This is a genomic window from Caulobacter sp. CCNWLW153, from assembly GCF_036889365.1.
Classification (GTDB): Bacteria; Pseudomonadota; Alphaproteobacteria; order Caulobacterales; family Caulobacteraceae; genus Caulobacter; species Caulobacter radicis.
Window position 1 is genome coordinate 205,101 of record NZ_JBAKFV010000009.1, and the last position, 20,831, is coordinate 225,931.

Consider the following 20,831-nt stretch of genomic DNA (forward strand, 5'->3'; position numbering starts at 1 on the left):
CCTTTGGCCGCCACCTTCTCCCTCCAGGGAGAAGGGCAAAAGAAAAAGCCCCGGTCCTGCGACCGGGGCTTTTCCATATCCTCATCCGTCAAATCCCCGCGAAGGCGGGGACCCAGGCTTTTCTGAAACGCGTGGCGCTCGACGATAAAGCACCTGGGCCCCCGCCTTCGCGGGGGTTTTACGGTGGTTGAGCCTTACTTCCCCGCGCTGACCGCGGGCCCGTAGAGCATGCCGTTGAACAGGAACTTGAAGGTCCCGTACGACTGCGCCCGCTGGGTGATCTCCGGGCCCATGACGAACAGCTTGCCCTTGCCCACGTCGACGTCGAGGATCGCCGTGGTGTCCTTCAGGCGCTCCTGGCCGACCGCCCAGCCGCTGCGCAGCGGCTTGTCGGCATCAAACCACGAGACGCGCGCAACGCCCTTGGCGTCCGACTTCAGGGTGAAGGTCGGCGAGCGGTCGTAGAAGATGTCGACGTCCGCCGGGATGCCGTAGGCCAGCGGCTGGGTGACGTCGACCTTGGCCCGCAGCACCGAGCCGGGGATGTAGAGCTCCTTGGTCGACAGGCCCACCAGCTTGCCGTTCTCGGTCTTGGCCGTGGCCACGTCGACCGGCGCGCCGAAGGCTGTGGCCAGGCGCGTGGAGGCGCCGATGGCGATCACCGTGCCGCCGTTCTCGGCGAAGGCCTTGAGTTGCGGGATGGTGGTCTCGTCGGTCACCGTGCCCAGCCACGAATGATAGTCGGCCGGGATGTCCTCGGGCTTGGGCTGCGGATAGCCGCGGCCGGCGCGGAACGGGCCGCCGGCGGGCGCGGGCACCACGCCGTCGGCGAACACCAGCACGTCGAAGTCCTTGGCCAGGTCCCCGGCGTCCAGGCGCTGCGGGTAGACCACCTGGAAGGGCGCTTCGAACTTCTCGAACATCCAGCGGTTCCAGCCCGACGGCATCGAGCCGCCATAGACGTCGACCAGGCCCACGCGGATCGGCTTCAGCGGCAGGGCCGAGCCGCCCGGCTTCGAACCGACCGCCCAGGCGTCGATGCCAAGTTCCTTGACGCCTGCGCCGATCACCTGCGCGGCGGCGGGCGAGTAGGGGACCCAGATGGCCCCGGCGGCGAAGCTCTGCTTGCCGGCCTTGGCGCCGTCCTTCAGCCACGAGACCTGCGCGCCGGCCTTCAGCAGGCGGTTGGTCAGGGTGAAGGCGTTGTTGGGCGCGTGGTCGATCAGCCAGCCGGCCTTGCCCGAGCCCTTCACGGCGCCCGGCTTGACGGCGATCAGGTCGGGCACGCGCTGGAACGGCCCGTCGAAGCCGTCGAGCACGCGGTCGAACTTCACGCCCGTCTGGTAGGCCAGGGTGTAGCCGGTGACGTCGTAGGGGGCCTTGGGCGGACCGCCCGGATACTCGGCGTCGTGCGGGTGGTCCTGCGGCTCGAACATGTCGAGGATGTGCGGGCGATAGGCCTGGGCGGTCTTCACCACGTAGGATCCGGCCGGATAGGTCTTGCCGGCCACGGTGAAGGGCTTGGTGGCCTCGTCGACATCGACGCCGGCCTTGATCAGGGCGTTCAGGAACGCCACGACTGTCGGCTTGTCGGCCTGGTCGGCGGTCAGGATGTAGCCGCGCGGGTCACGCTTTTCCGGGGCCTGCAGGATGGTCTTGTAGAGCGACGGATCCACCGAGGCCGAGGTCGGCGAACCGGTGACGCGGCCCTCGAACTTCACCTTGGCGCCGGCGGCCTTCAGGTCGTCGATCTCGGTCGGGGTGATGGTCCAGCTGTCCTTGCTGCCCTTGGCGATCGAGTTGCTGGCCATCTTCCAGATGTTGAACAGCATGCGCTCGCGGTTGCGCGAGGCGTAGTCCATCACCGCGCGGTCCAGGCTCCACTGGTACTCGACCGTCTGAGCCAGATGCCAGGTCTGCGGCGGGGCCGGCATCGGGCGGTCGCCGTTGGGCAGTTGCACGTCCGGCACCAGGTTCAGCGGCATCGGCGTCGGCGAGCCGGTGATCTCGGTCAGCAGGCCCACGGCGTTGTGGAAGTAGGCGATGGAGCGTTCCATGCCGTTGTGCCAGGTCGAGTAGGGGGCGGCGCTGCGGGCGCCCGAGCCCGGCTTGTCTTCGGCCACCAGGCGGCTGTGCATGGCCATGCCGACTTCCTGCAGCGAGGTCATGACCAGCGGGTCGTAGTTGTAGTTGAAGGGGTCGCGGAACGGCGGCACGAACACCACCATGCCGTTCGGGGCCGGCTGGTGCTGGTTGTAGATGATCTGCGGATACCAGTCGCGGAACAGCACCTTGTTGACGTTGGTGGTCTCGGACATCTGCGACATGAAGCTGTCGCGGTTGTTATCGTGGCCGACGTACTTCTGATAGAGGCGCGGGATCGAGTTGTACTCGCGCTTCTGCGGGTCGGCATTGCGCATGTACCAGTCGGACACCAGCTCCATGCCGTCTGGATTGTCGTGGCCAAACAGCACGATGACGTCGTCGAGGATGCGCAGCGTTTCCGGATCGGTCTTGGTCAGCATCCGGTAGAGCACCTGGATCTGGCCCTGCGAGGTCACCGTCTCGGTGGCGTGCATGCCCGCGTCGATCCAGACCACGGCCTTGCCGGTGGCGGCCAGCTTCTCGGCCTCTTCCTTGCTGACTTCGCCCTTGGCCAGCTTGCGGGCGACGGTCTTGTATTCGTCGAGCTTGGCGAGGTTCGCCGGCGAGGAGACGATGGCCACCCACTGGGTGCGGCCTTCCTCGGACTTGCCGATGTCGACCAGCTTCATGCGGTCCGACTGGCCGGCCAGGGTCTTCAGATAGGCCTCGTAGGCGGTGTAGTCGGCCAGGAAGTAGTCGCTGCCCGGATCCTGGGCGAAGGCCTGTGCGGGCGGGGTGATCTCCGCGGAGAAGGCCGCTTGGCCGCCGAAACTCATCACCAGCGCCAGGGCGGCCCCGGCCATCGCTACGTGTCGCGTCATCGCACTCCCCATCCACCAAAGCGGGGCGTGCTTTCTCGCCGGCCCCCTAAGCTTGACGCAGGCGGAGCACGAAACCGCAAGTTGGGCCACCATCGACGGAAAAATAGTTCGCGGACGGGGTGCTTGCCCCGCGCCGCCGGATGCGGCATCAGCAGGCCGCACAACGGATCCGGTCCCGCCGGATGGCTACCCCGGGCGCCGATCCCTCGGGAAACCTTCGCGGCGCCCGTCTCGTCGCACCACGCAAGACAGATCCCATGAGCTTCCTCGCCAAGACGCGCCAGCAATGGCTCGCCAATCCTGGCCGCGACCTGCTGGCCGGCACGGTCGTCGCCCTGGCCCTGATCCCCGAGGCCCTGGCCTTCGCCTTCATCGCCGGCGTCGATCCGGCCGTGACGCTCTACGCCTCGTTCGTCATCGCCATGACCATCGCCTTCGTCGGCGGCCGGCCGGCGATGATCTCGGCCGCCACCGGGGCCATGTCGCTGCTGATGGGCGGCCTCGTGCGCGACCACGGGATCGAGTACCTGTTCGCCGCCAGCCTGCTGACCGGCGTCATCCAGATCGTCATCGGCATGCTGCGGCTGGGGCGCTACGTGAAGTTCGTCTCGCGCTCGGTGATGAGCGGCTTCGTCAATTCGCTGGCCATCCTGATCTTCGCCGCACAGATGCCCCAGCTGATCGGCGGCAACTGGCAGACCTTCGCCCTGGTCGGAGCGGGCCTGGCGATCATCTATCTGTTCCCGCGCCTGACCAAGGCGGTCCCCTCGTCGCTGGTGGCGATCCTGGCGCTCAGCGCCGTGGCCATCGCGCTGAACCTGCCGGTGCGCACCGTTGGCGACATGGGCCAGCTGCCCACGGCCTTGCCCGGCTTCCACCTGCCGGCCGTGCCATTGACGCTGGAGACGCTGGCGATCATCGCCCCGGTGTCGCTGACCCTGGCCTTCGTCGGCCTGCTCGAAAGCCTGCTGACCGCCAACCTGCTCGACGACCTGACCGACAGCCCGTCCGACAAGGATCGCGAGACCCGGGGGCAGGGGATCGCCAATATCGTCTCGCCGCTGCTGGGCGGCATGGCCGGCTGCGCCCTGATCGGCCAGTCGATCATCAACGTCAAATCCGGCGGCCGCTCGCGCCTGTCGACCTTCTGGGCGGGCTTGTTCCTGCTGATCCTGATCCTGGTGCTGCGCGACTGGGTGGCCAAGATCCCCATGGCGGCCCTGGTGGCGGTGATGATCATGGTGGCCTTCACCACTTTCGACTGGAACTCGGTGCGCAAGCTGCGCTCGACGCCCCTGCAGTCGACCATCGTCATGCTGGCCACGACCGTGACGGTGCTGATCACCCACGACCTGGCCAAGGGCGTCGTGCTGGGCGTGCTCCTCAGTGTGCTGTTCTTCGCCCGCAAGGTCGGCAAGATGATCAGCGTCACCGAGCGCCCGGACAGCACGCAGACCGCCCGTCGCTACGTCGTCGAGGGCCAGCTGTTCTTCGTCTCGGCCGAACTGTTCGCCGCCGGCTTCGAGTTCCACGGCCATCCCGAGCGCGTCGAGATCGACATGACCGCCGTGCGCCTGTGGGACCTCACCGCCGTCGGCGCGCTCGACAAGGTGGTGCTGCGCTATCGCCGCCAGGGCGCGACGGTCGAGGTCGTGGGGCTGGATGAGGCGGGGTCAGGGCTGGTGGCCAGGCTGGCGGCGCACTGAGAACCCTCTCTCCCTCTGGGAGCGGGAACACTTTCACCCCTGCGACAGGCTCAGCACGTTACCGTCGGGATCGGCGAACCATGCGACCTTGGCCGCCCCGCCCGGGGCGGTCCAGATCCCCAGGGCGTCCTGGCCAAAGCCGTCATAGATCGTGAAGACCACGCCCCGGCTGGTCAGCGCCTTCACGCCGGCCTCGATGTCGTCGACGTGCCAGCCGAACACCGGATGGGCGCCGGCCTTGTAGTCGGGCAGGGCGGTCAGGCGGATCAGCGCCGCGCCGACCTCAAGAAAGTCGCCGAACGGATCGGAGCTGCGGACCACAAGGCCCAGCTTGCCGACATAGAAGTCCAGCGCGCGCTGGCGGTCGCTGACATGGATAAAGGCGACGGGCGTTCCGGAGGCGGCTGGCATGGTCTTTCACTCCCCGCGAGGTGCTTTCCGCGAATCCTGCCGCGAAAGCTAGGGCTTGGCGATGGACCCGCTCAACATGACCTGGGATTTGAACTGCGCATTGCGGCCCGTCGACCCCGCCGCGCCTTGGGGACCGTTCGGTCCGAGGGCGTTGCTGTCGCATGCGGGCTTGACGGGAACACCGCTGCCGCCCGCGCCGCCTGGACCGCCGAAACCCCCGCAGATGTGGCCGCCGCAATCCTGAGGCTGCCCGGCGGCGTTCGTGTCAGTGAGCACCCGGAAGGCCGCCAAGTTCGACTGCGATATGGTGGAGATGGAGACACTGCCCGCGTCACCACCGTTCTGTCCCGGCCCGCCGGGGTTGCCCGCCGAGGCGGCGGCGTCGGCCGCGCAGGTGGATTGGTCGCGAGGCGAGGCATTGGGGCCTGGCAAGCCCGGTGTCCCGGCGTTGAGGATCGAGAGACCGCTGCCGGCCACGGCGCCGACCGTCAGCTCGATTGGGCCGGTGTTGAGCCCCGCGGGGGTGTTGGCTATTAGCTCGGCCGTGTCTTCGATGATCAGGACCTGGATCTGCAACTGCACCGAAGCGCCTCTGGTGATGATCTGTGCACCGGGCCCGAGCTGCAGCTGGCCTATTAGCGTCAAGCCAGGGTTCAGAATAAGCGTCGAGCCCTGCGGAACGGTGATGTTCTCGAGGGCCTTCGCCTTGTCGGCTTCGGCCGCTGCGGCGGCCGTCGAAAGCGCCAGAAGCGCCAGTCCTAGGGCGAGCCTGCACACATATGGAAAACGCACCATCTTCAAGAAGTCTCTCCTGCTACTGCAAGCGAGAGTTTAGCTGTTGCCGCGAGCGGTCAAGCTTGTTGGGTCGTTTTTGTCGACAGGACGTCTCTACGCCACCGCGTAGTCGCGCACCTGCATCGGGCTGCTCTGGCTGATCGGCAGGGTGAAGCTGACCGTGGTGCCGTCGCCGGGGGTCGAGACCATCTCCAGCGCGCCGTCGTGCATCTCGACCAGCGACTTGGTCAGCGCCAGCCCCAGGCCCGTGCCCTGCGTGGTCTTGGAGTGCTGGCTTTCCACCTGCTCGAACGGACGCGCCAGGCGGGCCAGGTCCTCGGCGGCGATGCCGATGCCGGTGTCGGTGACCGAGACCTTTACGCGCTCGCCCAGCGGATCGCGGCGGATCTCGGCGCGCACGACGACGCGGCCCTGGCGGGGGGTGAACTTGATGGCGTTGCTCAGCAGGTTCAGCAGCACCTGCTTGACCGCGCGATAGTCGGCCTCGATCTCGGGCAGGGGCGGGAAGTCGACCTCGAGCTTCAGGCCGGCCGCCTCGGCGCGGTTGCGCACCAGGCGCACGGCGTCCTCGGTGACGTCCTCCAGGTGCAGCGGCTCGAACTTCAGCGCCATCTTGCCGGCCTCGATCTTCGACATGTCGAGGATGTCGTTGATCAGGGCCAGCAGGTGCTGGCCGGAATTGTGGATGTCGAGGCTGTAGCCCTTGTAGCGCTGGTCGCCGAGCGGGCCGAACATCTCGTTCATCATGATCTCGGAGAAGCCGTTGATGGCGTTCAGCGGCGTGCGCAGCTCGTGGGACATGTTGGCCAGGAACTCGCTCTTGGCCTTGTTGGCGCCCTCGGCCTTGACCTTCTCCATCTCGTACTTGCGGGCGAGCTCGGCCAACTGCTCCTGGCTGCGCTCGAGGCCGGTGACGGCGTTCTGCAACTGCTCCTCGTTGCGGCGGCGGGCCTCTTCCTGGGTCTTGATGGCGGTGATGTCGGCGGCGGTCATGACGAGGCCGCCCTCGGCCGTGCGCCGCTCGCTGATCTGGATCCAGCGGCCGTCGTTCAGTTCGGCTTCGCGCACGCCCTTGGCGCCGGTGGGGTCGGGGATCTCCTGGCGGATGGCCAGGGCCGCGAAGCGGTTGACCTCGGCGCGGGCCGCGCCGGGCTTCAAGAGCTTGGGCTCCAGCGAGAAGACGTTGCGGTAGTTCCTGTTGCACATCAGCAGGCGGCCCTGGCGATCCCAGAGCACGAAGGCCTCCGACACGCTCTCGATGGCGTCGCGCAGGCGGTTCTCGGCGGCCTGGGCGCGGGCCTGGGCCAGGCGCTCCTCGGTGACGTCCAGGGCCACGCCGATGATCCGCGAATAGCCGTCCTCGCCCGGCTTGCCGAAGCCCTGGCCGCGGGCGTCCACCCAGATCGAGCGGCCGCCGTGCTCGCGGGCCGGGATGCGGAACGAGACGTCGAAGGCGCCGAACTGGGCGGCGTTGGCCAGCGCCTGGCGCACCCGGTCGCGATGGTCGGCCGAGATCCGCTCGACCAGGTCCTGGCCGGGCGCCACGCCGCCGCCGCCCCAGCCGAACATCGCCCCGGTGACGTCGGACATGTAGACCTCGTCCGAGCGCAGGTCCCATTCCCAGATGCCGCAGCGGGCCGCTTCGACGGCCAGGCGGAAGCGCTGCTCGCTGTCGATGAATTCCTTCTGGGCGCTTTCGGCGCGGCGGCTCTGCAGCATCAGGATCAAGGCCAGCGCGATGCCGGCGGCGAGCGGGATCAGCAGGTTCAGCGCGCCTTCCATGACGCGGCGATCGACATTGGCCACGGTGTGGCTGGGGGTGCTGACGGCGACGATGACGGCGCCCTGGGCCAGGGGCTCGAAGGCCACGTCCAGGCTGGAGCCGTCGACGCCGCGGCCGGTGAGGGCGGCTGCGCCGCCCTGCAGGTCCTCGATGGAAAGGGTGTAGGCCTGGCTGAGGCTGGCGGCGCCCTGAACGGCGCGGCCGGCGCCGACCAGCAGGCCGCCGTCGGCCAGGAACAGGGCGACCGAGCGCTCCTTGGCCGGCTCGCCCAGCAGGCGCGAGGGATCGCCGGCGGCGATGACATAGCCGCGGCCGGCGCTGGTCTGGGCGGCCATGGCGACGTAGAGGCGGCCGCTGCGGCCGACACCGCCGACCCAGACGCTGCGACCCGAGGCCGAGGCGGCCTTGGCGGCCAGGCGCCAGTCGGCCGACGGATCGCGGCCCGCGACGGCCAGCACCTCGGCGTTGGTGGTCACGGCCACGGCCATGGCCTCGCCGCCGGCGGCGCGCAGGGCGGTCTCGGCCGCGTCGATGGCCGAGGTCGGGTCGCGTTCCAGCATGTCGGCGGCCGCCGACAGACCCGCGCGCTGGGCGGCCAGGTTGGTCTCGACCTTGCCGGACAGGATCTGCGCCTCGGCCGCCAGGCCCGCGCCGCCGGGGGGAGCGGAGGCTTCCTTCTGCAGGCTGTGCAGGCCAAGGGCGGTATAGACGGCCAGCAGCAGCAGCGCGGCCAGAATGACGATGCGGACATAGGCCTGCGACGACCGGGCGGCGCGCATGCGGGCCACGCCCGCAGCCGAAAGTCCAGCCTTGGCCGGCCTTCCGGGTTTCGCCCCGCCAATTCGCAACGCTTGAACCTCTAGCACCCCAGGCGAGTCAGTTCGCCGACATGGTGAATCTACCGTACCCGTTCATGCGCCGTCACCCGGGGGAGAGGCGAATAAGCGGGGGATGAGCGCTTTGGTCGCAACCGTTGCGCGGAGGAATCACCCCAGGCTCGCCGCCTGAGGGAACCTCCCCCCGGGGGGAGGTGATCGCGAAGCGATCGGCGGGGGGCTGATCCGGACCCCGGTCGACGCACCGGAAGTTGAAAACGTCCCCCCACCGGCCTTCGGCCGCCTCCCCCAGACGGGGAGGTTTCCCCTACTCCAGCGCCCGCCCCGCCAGCTCCAGCACGTTCTTCGACAGGCCCGGCGCGGCCTTCACGCGCTCGAGTTCGCGGCGCATCAGGTCGCCCAGCGCCGGGACGTAGCGCCGCCAGCCGCCCAGGGGCTCGACCAGGCGCGCGGCGGTCATCGGGTTGAAGTCGTCCACCGCCAGGATCTGGTCGGCCAGGAAGCGATAGCCCGCGCCGCTCGGATCGTGGAACCGCGCCGGGTTGGCGCTGGCGAAGCCCTGCACCAGGGCGCGGAAGCGGTTGGGGTTGCCGGCGTCGAAGTCGGCGTGCGCGGTCAGGGCCAGCACCCGCTGCAGCGCGTCCGGCGACGGATCGCGGGCCTGCACCGAGAACCACTTGTCCAGCACCAGCGGCTCGTGCCGCCACTTGGCGTGGAAGGCGGCAAGCGCCGTCTCGCAAGGCTCGCCGCCCACCGCCAGCAGGGCAGACAGGCCGCCCATGGCGTCGGTCAGCGCCGCCGCGGCCTCGAAATGGCCGACGATGCGTTGCACGTTGTCGGCGTGCGGGTCTGCGGCCAGCAGGTCGACGCAGGCGTTGCGCAGCGCCCGGCGGCCGGCCGAAGCCGCGTCGGGCGAGAACTCGCCGTCGCCCTGCATGGCGCCGTGGATGCGGGCCAGCTGCTCGCCCAGGTGCACGGCGATGCGGGCGCGCAAGGCGCCGCGAGCTTCGTGGATCGCGGCCGGATCGGCGGGCTCGACCGCCAGGGCGAGATCCCCTTCGGTCGGCAGGGCCAGCAACAGGGCCTTGAAGGCCGGATCGGCGGCGGCGTCGTCCAGCGCCTGGCCCAGGGCCTGCGCGTAGCGTTCCTCGCCGACCTCGTCGGGCGTTCCGGCGGCGCGCGCCAGGATCAGGCCACGGGCCAGGCCCTGGCCGGCCTCCCAGCGGTTGAAGAGGTCCGGATCGGCGGCGAACAGCACATAGGCGTCGGCCGGCCGCGCGTCGGTGGTCAGGGTCACCGGGGCCGAGAAGCCGCGCAGGGCCGAGATCACCGGCGTCTCGGTCACGCCTTCCCAACGCACCGTCAGGCTCTCGCCCTCCAGCAGCACCACCTCGCTGTCGCGCAGGGTGTTGCCGTCCTGGGCCAGAAGGCCGATGGTCACCGGGATGGGCAGCGCCTTCTTGACCGGCTGGCCGCTGGTCGGCGCGGTCTTCTGGGTCAGGGTGATCGACAGGGCCTTGGCGGCCGCGTCATAGGCGTGGGTCAGCGACACCGACGGCGTGCCGGCCTGTTCGTACCAGGAAAAGAAGCTGTTCAGGTCGCGCCCGGAGGCCTCGGCGAAACAGGCGATGAAGGCCTCGACCGTGGTCGCCTCGCCGTCGTGGCGCTCGAAATAGAGATCAAGACCGGCCCGGAACGCCTGCACGCCCAGGATGGTCTTCAGCATGCGGATGATCTCCGCGCCCTTCTCGTAGATGGTCGCGGTGTAGAAGTTGTCGATCTTCAGATAGCTCGACGGCCGCACGGCATGGGCCAGCGGGCCGGCGTCCTCGGCGAACTGCCGCGCGCGCAGGGCTTTCACGTCCTTGATCCGTTGCACGGCCGCGCCACGCATGTCGGCGCTGAACGACTGGTCGCGGAAGACCGTCAGGCCTTCCTTCAGGCACAGCTGGAACCAGTCGCGGCAGGTGATGCGGTTGCCGGTCCAGTTGTGGAAGTATTCATGGGCGACGACGCTCTCGATGCGCTCGTAGTCGAAGTCGGTCGCCGTCTCCGGCTCGGCCAGCAGGAGCGAGCTGTTGAAGATGTTCAGCCCCTTGTTCTCCATGGCCCCGAAGTTGAAGTCGCGCACGGCCACGATCATGAAGAGGTCCAGGTCGTACTCGCGCCCGAACGCCTCCTCGTCCCACTTCATCGAGCGCTTGAGGGCGTCCAGCGCATAGGCCGCGCGCGAGGCCTGGCCGGGGTCGACGAACACCTTCAGCGCCACGGTGCGGCCGCTCATGGTGACGAAGTCGTCCTCCAGCACGTCCAGCCGCCCGGCCACCAGGGCGAACAGATAGGCCGGCTTGGGGAAGGGGTCGTTCCAGACGGCGTAGTGGCGGCCTTCCGGAAGCTCGCCGGTCTCCATCAGGTTGCCGTTGCTGAGCAGGTGCTCGAAGGCCTGGTCGGCCTCGATCCGCACGGTGTAGCGCGACAGCACGTCCGGCCGGTCCGGGAAGAAGGTGATGGTGCGGAAGCCCTCGGCCTCGCACTGGGTGCAGAACCGGCCGCCCGACATGTAGAGGCCCATCAAGGCCTTGTTGGCCGACGGATCGATCTCGACCTGCGTGGTCAGCTCGAAGGCGTCGGGGACCTCGGCGATCACCAGGCGCTCTTCGTCCAGCACGTACTGGTTGGCGCTCAGGGCCTGGCCGTCGATGGCGATCGACTTCAGCGCCAGCCGCTCGCCGTTCAGCGCCAGGGCCTCGCCGGCCGCGCCCGTGCGGCGCACCTTCAGCGTGGCGGTCACCCGCGTGGCCGACGGCTCCAGCTGGAAGGCAAGGTGCGTCGTCTCGATCTCGAACGGGAACGGACGATAGTCGGAGAGCCGGATCGGCTGGGGCGTTTCGGTGCGCATCACCGCAATGTAGTCGCCCGTCCGCGCGTCGGCGAGGCCGGCGGTTGCGCGACTTGTCGATTTATCGGCTAAGTTTCGAAGCTAGACCGGAGGCGCCGTCCATGCCCGAAACGCTCGCCCAGGGCGGCCGTATGTCACTGGGCCGCTGGGTCATGATCCTGGTCTGGGCGATCATCCTGACGCTGGCGCCCGGTATCGCGGGCGTCGCCGTCGTGACGGCCGTGTCGGTCATCGGCGACTTCGTCTTCGTCGAACTCGCGACGCGCTGCGATTGCTACGAGCCTCTTCTGGTCAAGACGCCCGTGGCGGTACTGGCGGCGACGGTCGTCGCCCTTGGGACCTATGTCCTGGCGGTTCGGCTGGGCGAAAAGCGCTGGCCGTCCGAATTGGCGCCGGCCTCGGCGATCCCTGGACTGGGCATGGGGATCATCCTGGCCGTGTCGGCCTTCGGCCTGCTGATGGGCGTGCTTATCCTGAGCGGCGACGTGGTCTGGCGGTCGCCGGCGATCGTCAACTGGCGTTGGGCGCTGGACGGCTCCAGCAACGGCGCGCTCGGCGGCCTGTTGCTGGGCTTGGCCGTGCAGGGCGGAGGCGCACGCCTGGCGACCCAGGCGTTCGGGCCGGTCGTCGGCGTGGCGCTGGCGGCCCTGCTGGCGTCCTGGCTTGTATCGTTCGTGGAGGAGCTTCCGCCTCTCCAGTGGGTGAACGTGGCGCTGGGCGGGGCCATCCTCGGCCTTTTCTGGCTGCGCTACGGGCGGCTGTGGCCGGGGCTGGGCCTCTCGACGGGGTGGGGCGCGCTGTCCGGCGTGGTGATCGCCGGCTCTCCGATGGTCGACGGCGGGGATACGTCCATCTACGAGCCTGGGCGGGGACACCTGATCGCCTGGCTGCGAGGGACGGGCGGCCCGGAAAACTCGGTTCCCTTGCTGGCGGGATGTGTCTTGGCCGCCGCCTTCCTGGCCTGGCGCGCCTGGAAGGAGGGCCGCTTCTCGGACACTTGAGGCGGATCAAGGTGCGCCCCGGCGAGCGGGCGCATCACCCTGGCGACGCCTCGACGCGTCGAATTCCAAGGGGATTAAGACCATGACCGCCCTTCCCAACGCTCGCCTTGCTGCATTGGGGGCCGTCGGCTTCGCGCTGGCCGCCGTCGCCACGGGCGCGCAGGCCCAGGGAGCCTTCACGCCCGCCGCCAAGGGGACCTGGCAGGTCAACCTGCGCGCCACCAGCGTCTCGCCCGACGCCGGCGACCCGATCGTCACCGCTGCCGGCGCCGCCAGCGGCCTGAAGGCCGACGTCAAGGACGACGTCATGCCGACCCTGGGCGTCTCCTACTTCCTGACCGACAAGCTGGCTGTGGAAGTGATCGCCGGCACGACCCAGCACACCGTCAAGGCCGTGGGGCCGGGAACCGACGTCGTCGTTCACAAGACCTGGGTGCTGCCGCCGGTGGTCTCGGCCCAGTACCACTTCGCGCCCAAGGCCCGGTTCAATCCGTATGTGGGCGCGGGCCTGAACTACATGATCTTCTATAGCGGCAAGGACAAAAACGGCTTCACCGTCGATCTCGACGACGGCTTCGGCTACGCCCTGCAGGCCGGCGCCGACATCGCCGTGAAGGGCCCCTACGTCGTCAATGTCGACGTCAAGAAGGTGTGGTTCGAGACCGACGCCAAGATCAACGGCGGCGCCCTGAAGTCGAAGGTGAACCTGGATCCGATGGTCGTGTCGGTGGGGATCGGGCGGCGGTTCTGACAGCCCCCAAACCTTCCGTCATTCCCGCCCTTGTGGCGGGAACCCCTCTATCAACTGCACGGGCGGGAGGGGCGGCGTGCTTAGCACGCCGCTGGCGCCTCACGTGCGAGCGGAACCAGAGGTTCCCGCCACAAGGGCGGGAATGACGGGAGAAAAGATGAAGGGCTTCACCCCTCCACGCTTCCGCTCGCCGCCGGGGTCTCGTGCAGTTCCCGCTCGATGGCCGCGGCCTTCTGGGCCAGGGCCAGCAGGGCCGGGGGCGCGTCTTCAGGATGGTCGCCGACCAGGGTCATGATCTCGCGCGACAGCGCGTGCAGGCGCGGGGCGGCGGCGATCAGCTTGGCCTGGAACTCGATCTTGCGCGGGTCGCGGTCGTATTCCGCCCCCGGCGTGCGCCAGCCGCCCCAGTCGTTGGGATCGGTGACCACCACCGGATAGGTGCCGGGGAAGGGGTGGTGCAGGCAGTCGCTCTCCTGCTGCCACTTGTTGCGGGCCCTCAAGACCCGCCAGTTGGACAGCACGCCGCCTTCCTGCGGGTCCATGCGGTCTTCGGGCTTCAGCTCGTGGGCCAGGAACTCGCGGCCCAGGCCCACGTCGTAGGTCACCCGCACCGGCTCGTCGAAGCCCTTGGCCCAGATGGGCACGATCTTCTCGATCACCGCCCAGGCGCCGACGCTCTCGACCCAAACCTTCTGGTTCCGCTGATAGACGGTCTTGGCCATGGGATCTCGAACGGCTCCAAATACTCGGCGGCCATAAGAACCTGAAATTCTTGACGCCGGGTCAATCTTTCCACGCACGTAAACGTGGTTCATCGTCGCTTCCAACGGCCGTCGCCAGAACGGCCAAGGGAGAAAGCGGCCGTGGATTTCGACTATTCCGACGACCAGAAGTTCCTCAAGGACGAGGCCCGCAAGTTCCTGGGCGGTCGCTGTCCGCCCGCCGTGGTGCGCGGCGTGCTCGACGATCCGGCCAGGAGCTACGACGCGCCCCTGTGGGCCGCGGTGGCCGAGCAGGGCTGGCTGGGCGCGGCCATCCCCGAGGAGCACGGGGGCCTGGGGCTTGGCCGCGTCGAGCTGTGCGCCATCGCCGAGGAACTGGGCCGCGCCGTCGCCCCGATCCCCTTCGCCTCAACCGTCTACATCCTGGCCGAGGCCGTCATGGCCCACGGGACGAGCGCCCAGCAGGCCGCCATCCTGCCCCGCGTCGCCGCCGGCGAGGTGATCGGCGCCCTGGCCGTCAGCGAGGGTCCCGGCGTGCTCACGCCCTCGGCCCTGTCGGCCCGGGTCGAGGGCGGCAGGCTTTCCGGCGTGAAGATCCCCGTCACCGACGGCGACATCGCCCACATCGCCATCGTGCTGGCGAGCGAAGGCGGCAAGCCTGGCCTGTTCCTCGTCGACCTGACCGGCGCCGGCGTGAAGCGCGAGACGCTGGAGAGCCTGGACCCCACCCGAAGCGTCGCCCGCCTCACCTTCGACGGCGCGACAGCCGAGCGGCTGGGCGGGGCGGGCGAGGGCTTCGACCTCGTGCAGTCGATCCTCGATCGCGCCGCCGTGCTCTTGGCCTTCGAACAACTGGGCGGCGCCGACCGCTGCCTGGAGATGGCCAAGGACTACGCACTTGGCCGCTACGCCTTCGGCCGGGTCATCGGCGGCTACCAGGCCATCAAGCACAAGCTGGCCGACATGTACGTCAAGAACGAGGTCGCCCGCTCCAACGCCTATTACGGCGCCTGGGCCCTCAACGCCTCCACCCTCAAGGAAAATGGGGCGCCCGAGCTGCCCACCGCCGCCGCCGCCGCCCGCATCGCCGCTTCGGAGGCCTTCTGGTTCGCCAGCAAGGAGAGCGTCCAGGTGCATGGCGGCATGGGCTTCACCTGGGAGGTGGACTGCCACCTCTACTATCGCCGCTCGCGGCAGCTCTCCCTGGTCGCCGGCTCGCCGAGGCTCTGGAAGGAGCGGCTGGTCAGCGAGCTCGAGAAGAAGAACGCGGCTTAGCAGCGGCGATCCCTCTCCCCCTGCGGGAGAGGGTGGCCCGAAGGGTCGGGTGAGGGGTCTCTCAGATCTTTCCGGATCGACCTTTCAACCCCTCATCCGTCGGCTTTCGCCGACACCTTCTCCCGCAAGGGGAGAAGGAAGGAGATCCAAGATGGACTTCAACGACTCCCCCGCCGAAGCCGCCTACCGCGAAAAGGCCCGCGCCTGGCTGGTCGAGGCCGCCGCCGCTCATCGCGCCGAGCATGGCGAGCCCAAACCCAACACCCCCGAGCACATGGCCGCCGCCAAGGCCTGGCAGGCCAGCAAGGCCGCCGCCGGCTACGCCTGCATCACCTGGCCCGCGGCCGTGGGCGGCGGCGGCGGCACGCCGATCGAGTCCGTCATCTTCGGCCAGGAGGAGGGCAAGGCCGGCGTCGCCTACGGCTACTTCACCATCGGCCTTGGCATGTGCGTGCCCACGGTGATGGCCTTCTCCGACACCGCTGCCAAGAAGCGCTTCGTTTCCCCGGCCGTGAAGGGCGAGGAGATCTGGTGCCAGCTGTTCTCCGAACCGGCCGGCGGCTCCGACGTCGCGGCCCTGCGCACGAGGGCGGTCAAGGACGGAGACGAGTGGGTGATCAACGGCCAGAAGGTCTGGACCACCGGCGCCCACTACAGCGACTTCGGCATACTCCTTACACGGACGGATCCCGACGTGCCCAAGCACAAGGGCCTGACCATGTTCTGGATCGACATGCGCGATCCGGCCGTCGAGTGCCGTCCCATCCACCAGATGTCGGGCGGGCGCGAGTTCAACGAGGTCTATTTCAGCGACCTGCGGGTCAAGGACAGCCAGCGCCTGGGCGAGGTGGGCCAGGGCTGGCAGGTCGCCCTCGTCACCCTGATGAACGAGCGCCTGGCCGTCGGCGGCTCGGCCGGCCCCAACTACCGCGAGGTGCTGGAGCTGGCCCGCGCCCTCCCTGGGGCCGATGGCCCCGCCTTGGCCAACGACGCCTTCCGCGAAAAGCTGGCCGATTGGTTCGTGGCCTCGCAGGGGCTGAAGTTCACCCGCTTCCGCACCATGACCGCCCTGTCGCGCGGCCAGACCCCCGGCCCGGAAAGCTCGATCGGCAAGATCATTTCGGCCAACCAGCTTCAGGACCTCGCCAACACCGCCGTCGAGATGCAGGGCGAATACGGCATCCTCACCGGCCCCGAAGCCGCCGCCGGCGCGGCCTTCCAGCAAAGCCTGATGTGGGCCCCGGGCCTGCGCATCGCCGGCGGCACCGACGAGATCCTCAAGAACATCATCGCCGAGCGCGTCCTTGGCCTGCCGGGCGACGTGCGCGTGGACAAGGACGTGCCGTTCAGGGACATGCCGACGGGACGGTAGCCAAGACAGGGGGCGGGATGGCGGGCAGCGATGGACGTTCCGTGGTTCCTGCCCGCCTGCCCGACGACTTTCTGGGCCGGCTCGTCGTCGATTGCCCAGTGTGCGGCGGGTATGCGTCCATCCTGCCGCGCGATCCGGCCGACGCGCAGGCGTCCGCCGCGCGCCGGATGGTCTGCCGCGACTGTGGAGCGACGCGCGACAGGCCCAAGACCCCGAACGGCGCGCCGATCGACCCGTTCATGGGCCTGGCGCCGCGTTTCCGCGCGGTGACCCGTCACGGTGACCTCGTGGCCTGGAACGATGCGCACCTCGACTATCTCGAGACCTACCTGTCAGGCCGTGTCAGGGTGGAGCAACGGTCCGCCGATCCGGTCGGGCCCCGCAATCGGACCATCGTCTCGCGGCTGCCGGCATGGGCCAAGTCGGCGAAGAATCGGGACGAGATTCTGCGGGCTATCGATCGGGTCAGACGTGAGCGCGGCTGAGCCATAAACCGTGAAAATACACGTACTTCCCCACTTCGACCTCCCCAAAACCCGTTCCATTTCAGGCACGTCAAACAAGAGTTGATGAACGTCGGTCGGCGAGCTTGACAGTCTCGCTTCCGGCGGCTCATGAACGGGTTTCCGATCATGGTTAACGGCGTGCTGGAGGGGGAGCGATGCACGAGGCCGGCGATGCTGTTGCGCTCCTCCGCCGGCTGAGGCGCGCGGGCGTCCATCTCCTCGAAAACAGGCGTCGTCTGATCCGCCGCGTGCCGCTGGGCGCGGTGGCGGCGGTCGCCGTGCTGCCGCTGTTCGGCTGCGACTTCTCCGCGCCGCAGCTGTTCGCCAAGCGGGCCACGGCGTGTCCGCGCCCGCAGGTGGCGCAAGGGTCTTCGGGCCAGTTCAACCAGCAGCAGATAGAGATCCGCAACCTGCGCCAGGGCGGCTTCCGCGGCGACTTCTTCGCCCAGCTGGAACTGGCCCGCCGCTACGAGGGCCAGCGGACCAGCGACAAGAACCTCGACGATCCGGTCGAGGCGGCCGCCTGGTACGCCATGGCCCTGGCCAATCCGTCCGGCTACGCGCCGATCGCCGCCTATGAGCCGCGCGGCAAGCCGGGCAAGGCCGTCTCGCGCTTCGACGACTGCCGCGCCTACGAGCGCCACGCCGCCTATGGCGCGCTCGACCGCCAGCTGTCGCGGATGTCGACCGAGGAGCGCGAGCAGGTCAGGAACCGGGTGATCTACATCCTGTCGACGCAGGGGGCCGACGGCTACCGCACCCTGGCGCGGATGCATGACGGCTATTTCGGCCCCTATGGCGAGCCGTCCGACAACCTGCAGGCCGTCGAGGCCTATGGCGACCGCCGCCATGTCGGCGCGCCGGCGGCGCTGGACCTGTTCCGCCGCAACGACATCGACGCCTATCTCTACAACTACCTGGCGGTGCAGACCGGCGACGTGTCGGCCTATGTGATGCTGAAGGACTTCGAGCGCTCGTCGCCGCAGCGGGCCTCGTACGGCACGTTCGTCGAGACCAAGGCCAAGCGCTGGATCCCGCCCTACGAATTCTACCCGCCGGACTCGCCGGATTCCGGCGTGCCGCATTCCGACGAGAGCGATCCGGCCGGCGAGGCCAAGGAGGCGGCCCTGGCCCGCCTGCACGAGCTGCCGTTCGTGCACATCGGCGAGGCGCTGTCGTACCTGCGGATCATCCCCGCGCCGCTGCTCGACGAGCGGCTGCTTTCCCTCAACGACGCCCAGACCTTCCAGGCCTCGATCGGCCGCCGGACCACGGGCCGCCTGTCGCCGATCGAGAAGGTGAGGGCGGTGCAGTACGCGGCCGTCAACGGCTCGTCCAAGGCCCAGCTCGTTCTGGCGGTGATGTATTCCGAGGGCGTCGGCGTGCCGCGCGACTACGCCCGGGCCTACCACTGGTACGAGGAGGCCGAGCGCCAGGGCTCGCCCGAGGCCAAGTACGCCATGTCGACCTTCTTCTCGCTGGGCCTGCAGGGCGTGGCCGACCAGGATCGCGCCAAGGCGGTGGTCTACCAGCTGGACGCGGCGCTGGCCGGCTTCAAGCCGTCGGCCTGGCGGCTGCAACAGCTGCTGGCCCAGGTTTCGCGCCCGCCGCGCGGCCCGGGCGAGCGGCCCCAGCCCTATGCGGCGCGCGCCTATGTGGCGCCGGCCAATGCCGGTCCGGTCGACGCCGTGCCCGTCAACGCCCCCGCCCGCCCTGATGCCGAAAGGGACTATCGATGAAGCGCCTGGCTTCCTTCGCGGCGGCCCTCGTCGTCCTGGGCCTGGTGGGCGCCGCGCCGCAGGTCGCCCAGGCCTCGCCCGACGCCCGGATCGACCAGCAGATCCGCCCGTGCTTCGGCCTGCTGCTCGAGCCCAACCTGTCGAAGGGCTGCGGCGCGCGCCGGCCGGTCAAGCGCAAGCCGCCGCGCCGGCCCCATTATCCCGGCGGCGGCTACGGCCCGTATCGCACCGTCGTCGACTGCGACATCGCCTATCCGGGCGAGGTGAACGACGTGCTCGCCCGCCTCTATGACGGCGACACCCTGACCCTCGTCTCGCGCAACGGCGGCGCCTGCCTGGAATCGCTCAGCGTCACCCGCTCGGTGGTGATCACCGCCCGCGACTACAGCCCCGCGCGCACCCGGCCGATCCTGCTGGCGCCGGCCGACCAGCCCTGCATCCGCATCGCGCCGGGCGTGGCCTTCGTGGTGCTGCAGAACCTGGGCCTGGAAGCCTCGCGTGGCGGAACCGCCTCGTGCATCGTCGGCCGCGCCACCGAGCTGGCCCTGAAGGGCGTGGTCGTGCGCTATGACGGCGAGGGCTCGGCCATAGACGTCGCCGACAGCCGGGTGGAGATGATTGAGACGGCCTTCGTCGGCCGCACCCGCGCCCCGGTGGTCAAGCTGTCGGGCAGCCTGCAGGCCCAGGACATCGACGTGGCCGCCACCGCCATCGGCATGGCCGTCGAGACCGGCCGCGACAGCCGCCTGCGCGACGTCCGCGTCGTTCGCCTGGGCGACTGGAGCGGTTCGTCGCGCACCCGCAACTCGGCCGGCTTCGTGCTGACCGGCGTCAACCGTGACCAGCTGGTGCAGATCGACGGCCTGTCCACCGACGGCTTCTCGCGCGGCATCTATATCAGCGGCGGCGAGACCACCCTGCAGCGCCCCGTGGTCCGCGACAGCGACTGGGCGGTGGTGCTGGAAGGCGCCGACCTTCGGGTGCTGGACGGCCGGCTGGAAGCCGCCGACGTCGGCATCTACGCCGCCTCGGGCGTGGTCTACGCCTCCGACAACGCCATCGCCGGGGTGATGCGCGCGGGGCTGTTCGCCGACAGCGGGGCCCAGATCCGAGCCCGCGACAACCGGGTCTTCGCCCGCCCCGGCGGCTGCGAGGCCCTGGTCACCGGCTATTTCGACGGCGCGCTGACCTGCCGCCCGTGGTTCGAGGCGCCGGAACTGTTCCGCACGCCGCGCGACCGGGCCCGCGCCGACTATGACAGCTACTGGCCGACCGGCGCGGTGGCGGTGCTGTCGGGGCCGCCGTCCAGCGCCCTGGCCGGCGGTCCGGCCGATCCCTACGACGCCTCGGCCGCCGCCGGCGGTCCGGTCGGCGCTCCGCCCGTTGGTCCTCAAGGGAGCCCGCGATGATCCGCCTTATCGCAACCAGCGTTCTGGCCTTGGCCCTTGTCGCCGGCGCGGCCCAGGCCCAGCCGGCGGGACCCGCCAAGCGTCCTGGCCCGCCCGGCCGGGTTCCGTGCGGCGCTCCCCTGACCGGCCAGGCGCCCGACGTCATGACCTACGACCGCGCCACCGGCACGCAGGTGTTCGTCAGCGGCCAGGGCGGGACAGAGGTCTCGGCCTTCAACCAGCGCACCGGCTCGTCGGCGGGCCTGCGGGGCGATCTGTCGAAGCCGGGCGTGACCGAAAGCTGCGCTTCCGACGCCCTGACCGGCGACGGCTACGCGGTCACCTCGCGCGGGCCGGGCGACATCGCCGTGGTCGGCCGCGACGGCCAGACCGGCGAGCGCTGGGCCATCAAGCGTTCCGACGGCACGACCGAGTACTGGGATCCGCGCGGCGAGCACCGCTGCTTCCGCGGCAGCCTGGGCATCTTCCCCGGCGCGCGCGGATGCTGATCCGTCTCGCCCTGCTGGGCCTGGCCGTCGTCGTCCTGACCGCCTGCACGACCCCGCACGGCCACCGCCCACCCCCGCCGCCGCACCCGTCGGAGGTGACGCCGCCCCCGCCGCCCATCGACGTGATCCGCCCGAAGGTGTGAGGCCAAAATCCCTCTCTCTTTGAGAGAGG

The 20,831-nt window shown here is 69.5% G+C and carries 16 protein-coding genes and 1 other annotated feature; of the genes, 10 read left to right on the top strand and 6 right to left on the bottom strand.

Translation table 11 applies throughout. The annotated features are described in order from the left end of the window. Window positions 1-194 precede the first annotated feature (194 nt). A complete protein-coding gene (locus V6S85_RS15600; protein WP_442885671.1) occupies window positions 195-3,059 on the bottom strand; it encodes a M14 family metallopeptidase in 2,865 nt (954 codons plus the stop codon). A gap of 69 nt (window positions 3,060-3,128) precedes the next feature. Then, window positions 3,129-3,182 (top strand) — a sequence feature (sul1 is cis-regulatory element that is thought to sense ions involved in sulfur or methionine metabolism; They are found in Alphaproteobacteria). A gap of 41 nt (window positions 3,183-3,223) precedes the next feature. Here V6S85_RS15600 and V6S85_RS15605 point away from each other — a divergent pair. Continuing rightward, window positions 3,224-4,672, top strand: coding sequence for a SulP family inorganic anion transporter (locus tag V6S85_RS15605; RefSeq protein WP_334349486.1), 1,449 nt, complete (start codon window positions 3,224-3,226; stop codon window positions 4,670-4,672). A 33-nt stretch (window positions 4,673-4,705) separates the two neighbouring features. Here V6S85_RS15605 and V6S85_RS15610 read toward each other — a convergent pair whose 3' ends face one another. The 4 genes from V6S85_RS15610 to pepN form a co-directional block, all read right to left on the bottom strand. Continuing rightward, window positions 4,706-5,083 carry a VOC family protein gene (locus V6S85_RS15610; protein WP_334349487.1) on the bottom strand — a complete coding sequence of 126 codons (378 nt, stop codon included), beginning with the start codon at window positions 5,081-5,083 and terminating at the stop codon, window positions 4,706-4,708. Window positions 5,084-5,131: 48 nt separating this feature from the next. Next, a complete protein-coding gene (locus tag V6S85_RS15615; protein ID WP_133244716.1) occupies window positions 5,132-5,884 on the bottom strand; it encodes a hypothetical protein in 753 nt (250 codons plus the stop codon). Between the two features lie 87 nt (window positions 5,885-5,971). Then, window positions 5,972-8,440, bottom strand: a complete 2,469-nt coding sequence (gene pleC, locus V6S85_RS15620) for a cell cycle histidine kinase PleC (protein ID WP_334349488.1) — start codon at window positions 8,438-8,440, stop codon at window positions 5,972-5,974. A 364-nt stretch (window positions 8,441-8,804) separates the two neighbouring features. Then, window positions 8,805-11,396 carry an aminopeptidase N gene (gene pepN / locus V6S85_RS15625; RefSeq protein WP_334349512.1) on the bottom strand — a complete coding sequence of 864 codons (2,592 nt, stop codon included), beginning with the start codon at window positions 11,394-11,396 and terminating at the stop codon, window positions 8,805-8,807. Window positions 11,397-11,497: 101 nt separating this feature from the next. Here pepN and V6S85_RS15630 point away from each other — a divergent pair, with 101 nt between their 5' ends. Both V6S85_RS15630 and V6S85_RS15635 read left to right on the top strand, forming a co-directional pair. Next, window positions 11,498-12,397, top strand: a complete 900-nt coding sequence (locus V6S85_RS15630) for a hypothetical protein (RefSeq protein ID WP_334349489.1) — start codon at window positions 11,498-11,500, stop codon at window positions 12,395-12,397. Between the two features lie 82 nt (window positions 12,398-12,479). Further along, window positions 12,480-13,148: an OmpW/AlkL family protein gene (locus V6S85_RS15635; protein WP_334349490.1), complete on the top strand. Its 669-nt coding sequence runs from the start codon at window positions 12,480-12,482 to the stop codon at window positions 13,146-13,148. 167 nt (window positions 13,149-13,315) lie between these two features. Here the strand turns inward: V6S85_RS15635 and V6S85_RS15640 are convergent, their stop codons facing one another. Continuing rightward, window positions 13,316-13,870: a hypothetical protein gene (locus V6S85_RS15640; protein WP_334349491.1), complete on the bottom strand. Its 555-nt coding sequence runs from the start codon at window positions 13,868-13,870 to the stop codon at window positions 13,316-13,318. 141 nt (window positions 13,871-14,011) lie between these two features. On the opposite strand from V6S85_RS15640, the gene V6S85_RS15645 reads away from it, so the two are divergent. The 7 genes from V6S85_RS15645 to V6S85_RS15675 all read left to right on the top strand — a co-directional run bounded on the left by V6S85_RS15645 (window position 14,012) and on the right by V6S85_RS15675 (window position 20,802). Further along, window positions 14,012-15,145 (top strand): acyl-CoA dehydrogenase family protein, encoded by a 1,134-nt coding sequence (locus V6S85_RS15645; protein ID WP_334349493.1) that lies wholly within the window; start codon window positions 14,012-14,014, stop codon window positions 15,143-15,145. Window positions 15,146-15,296: 151 nt separating this feature from the next. Then, window positions 15,297-16,517 carry an acyl-CoA dehydrogenase family protein gene (locus V6S85_RS15650; RefSeq protein WP_334349494.1) on the top strand — a complete coding sequence of 407 codons (1,221 nt, stop codon included), beginning with the start codon at window positions 15,297-15,299 and terminating at the stop codon, window positions 16,515-16,517. Between the two features lie 17 nt (window positions 16,518-16,534). Continuing rightward, the gene (locus V6S85_RS15655; RefSeq protein ID WP_334349495.1) at window positions 16,535-17,002 is read left to right on the top strand and encodes a hypothetical protein; all 468 of its coding nucleotides are present in this window, start codon (window positions 16,535-16,537) and stop codon (window positions 17,000-17,002) included. Between the two features lie 176 nt (window positions 17,003-17,178). Then, window positions 17,179-18,762, top strand: a complete 1,584-nt coding sequence (locus V6S85_RS15660) for a tetratricopeptide repeat protein (RefSeq protein WP_334349496.1) — start codon at window positions 17,179-17,181, stop codon at window positions 18,760-18,762. Continuing rightward, on the top strand, window positions 18,759-20,171 hold the full coding sequence (locus tag V6S85_RS15665) for a hypothetical protein (protein ID WP_334349498.1): 1,413 nt from the start codon (window positions 18,759-18,761) through the stop codon (window positions 20,169-20,171). Before V6S85_RS15660 ends, V6S85_RS15665 begins: the two co-directional genes overlap by 4 nt. Beyond that, window positions 20,168-20,659 (top strand): hypothetical protein, encoded by a 492-nt coding sequence (locus V6S85_RS15670; RefSeq protein ID WP_116565361.1) that lies wholly within the window; start codon window positions 20,168-20,170, stop codon window positions 20,657-20,659. Before V6S85_RS15665 ends, V6S85_RS15670 begins: the two co-directional genes overlap by 4 nt. Then, window positions 20,653-20,802, top strand: coding sequence for a hypothetical protein (locus tag V6S85_RS15675; protein WP_334349499.1), 150 nt, complete (start codon window positions 20,653-20,655; stop codon window positions 20,800-20,802). Before V6S85_RS15670 ends, V6S85_RS15675 begins: the two co-directional genes overlap by 7 nt. Window positions 20,803-20,831 lie beyond the last annotated feature (29 nt).

Excerpts from the sequence above, each read along its gene's own strand:
- pepN (WP_334349512.1), bottom strand. The coding sequence starts at position 11,396 with ATGCGCACCGAAACGCCCCAGCCGATCCGGCTCTCCGACTATCGTCCG.
- V6S85_RS15655 (WP_334349495.1), top strand. The coding sequence starts at position 16,535 with ATGGCGGGCAGCGATGGACGTTCCGTGGTTCCTGCCCGCCTGCCCGAC.
- V6S85_RS15605 (WP_334349486.1), top strand. The coding sequence starts at position 3,224 with ATGAGCTTCCTCGCCAAGACGCGCCAGCAATGGCTCGCCAATCCTGGC.
- V6S85_RS15610 (WP_334349487.1), bottom strand. The coding sequence starts at position 5,083 with ATGCCAGCCGCCTCCGGAACGCCCGTCGCCTTTATCCATGTCAGCGAC.
- V6S85_RS15635 (WP_334349490.1), top strand. The coding sequence starts at position 12,480 with ATGACCGCCCTTCCCAACGCTCGCCTTGCTGCATTGGGGGCCGTCGGC.
- V6S85_RS15670 (WP_116565361.1), top strand. The coding sequence starts at position 20,168 with ATGATCCGCCTTATCGCAACCAGCGTTCTGGCCTTGGCCCTTGTCGCC.
- V6S85_RS15660 (WP_334349496.1), top strand. The coding sequence starts at position 17,179 with ATGCACGAGGCCGGCGATGCTGTTGCGCTCCTCCGCCGGCTGAGGCGC.
- V6S85_RS15650 (WP_334349494.1), top strand. The coding sequence starts at position 15,297 with ATGGACTTCAACGACTCCCCCGCCGAAGCCGCCTACCGCGAAAAGGCC.
- V6S85_RS15665 (WP_334349498.1), top strand. The coding sequence starts at position 18,759 with ATGAAGCGCCTGGCTTCCTTCGCGGCGGCCCTCGTCGTCCTGGGCCTG.
- V6S85_RS15600 (WP_442885671.1), bottom strand. The coding sequence starts at position 3,059 with ATGGTGGCCCAACTTGCGGTTTCGTGCTCCGCCTGCGTCAAGCTTAGG.
- V6S85_RS15640 (WP_334349491.1), bottom strand. The coding sequence starts at position 13,870 with ATGGCCAAGACCGTCTATCAGCGGAACCAGAAGGTTTGGGTCGAGAGC.
- pleC (WP_334349488.1), bottom strand. The coding sequence starts at position 8,440 with ATGCGCGCCGCCCGGTCGTCGCAGGCCTATGTCCGCATCGTCATTCTG.
- V6S85_RS15630 (WP_334349489.1), top strand. The coding sequence starts at position 11,498 with ATGCCCGAAACGCTCGCCCAGGGCGGCCGTATGTCACTGGGCCGCTGG.
- V6S85_RS15675 (WP_334349499.1), top strand. The coding sequence starts at position 20,653 with ATGCTGATCCGTCTCGCCCTGCTGGGCCTGGCCGTCGTCGTCCTGACC.